This is a genomic window from Rahnella sp. P4_A8, assembly GCF_056402435.1.
This window is the reverse complement of the sequence record NZ_JBFUHK010000275.1, coordinates 1-1022: the sequence shown is the minus strand read 5'-3', so window position 1 is coordinate 1022 and position 1022 is coordinate 1. Positions and strand designations below refer to the sequence as shown.

Genomic DNA, 1022 nt, shown 5'->3' with positions numbered 1-1022 from the left:
GTTCCTCGAACCATACGTGCCCTTTTCCGCTGTGATTAATTCCATTGAGAACTGCCATGAGCTGTTCGCTGTTTTCCCAAAGTAGACTTCGTTTATTAAAAATGGGCTTGTTTTGATGAATGCTGAGATATGTCGGCAATACTGATGTTCGCCCTGGGGTTTCTCGGCGGCACGTACGGCATGGCTGCAGATTGCCTCACGTATCAAATCGTATTCTGATACGCGATCATCGAATGACCTGGAGCAAACGATTTGTGTCTGTGCAAACTCTTTCAGCTCCAGACAAGGTTCGCCGTGCAGCTCCCGGGCGGTACGTTCCAGCACAATATTGAAATGTTTGCGTATCAGTTGTGTGGTAGCATCAAGTAACTCTAGGTCATCGTTTTTATTCGAAAAAAAGCGTAAAAGGACAGACCAACGTTGCTTCCATTAGCTGCTATTTTTCATCACAGATCTTAAGAATTTAGGCTTAGTTTCATCACATCTCCTAGCTTGTGCGAAACACAATTATGCCGTCGTATGCATAGCCATTGTGACCTGCTCAACGGTTAATCGGCACATCCAACTTAATGATAAACGACGATTAGATGAATGCTTTTGCTGATTGATAACTAAGCCTATATGGGAAAACTTCTGGGGAAGGAAAACCAGCCTGAACCTTATCCTTAAGGAATAGGATCAAACGCATTAAAGGGTCAGGGGTTGGGTAAAGATATCCATAATGAACACTTACTTAATACTGTTCATTAATGGGTCTTCCCCGATCGTAGTGGCTAAAGGCATTATGATGGCAGTCTTGATTTACTGAGAAGTTTGCCATGGACGAAAATTCCCTCTAAGCCCATATCATTCAACAGTCCGCACCGTGACAGGTACAATCCCTTTCCCTTGATGAAAAATTTGGTTCATTGTCGGCATTGCTGAAAACACACAACTGCCCTTCCAACCTGCGGTAAATCCTACTCCATACATGATCACCGGCGTCGCAAATGGCGTCACCTCAATACCTGTCAGTTCAGCAC

1 protein-coding gene and 2 pseudogenes are annotated in these 1022 nt (G+C 44.2%); 1 reads left to right on the top strand and 2 read right to left on the bottom strand.

The features are described from left to right. A pseudogene (locus tag AC1DUO_RS25385) lies at positions 1-354 on the bottom strand (DinB/UmuC family translesion DNA polymerase); the annotation flags it as partial. A gap of 17 nt (positions 355-371) precedes the next feature. Then, positions 372-440: a DUF6500 family protein gene (locus AC1DUO_RS25380; RefSeq protein ID WP_353050908.1), complete on the bottom strand. Its 69-nt coding sequence runs from the start codon at positions 438-440 to the stop codon at positions 372-374. A 405-nt stretch (positions 441-845) separates the two neighbouring features. Between AC1DUO_RS25380 and AC1DUO_RS25375 the strand changes: the two are divergent. Further along, a pseudogene (locus AC1DUO_RS25375) lies at positions 846-1022 on the top strand (transposase family protein); the annotation flags it as partial.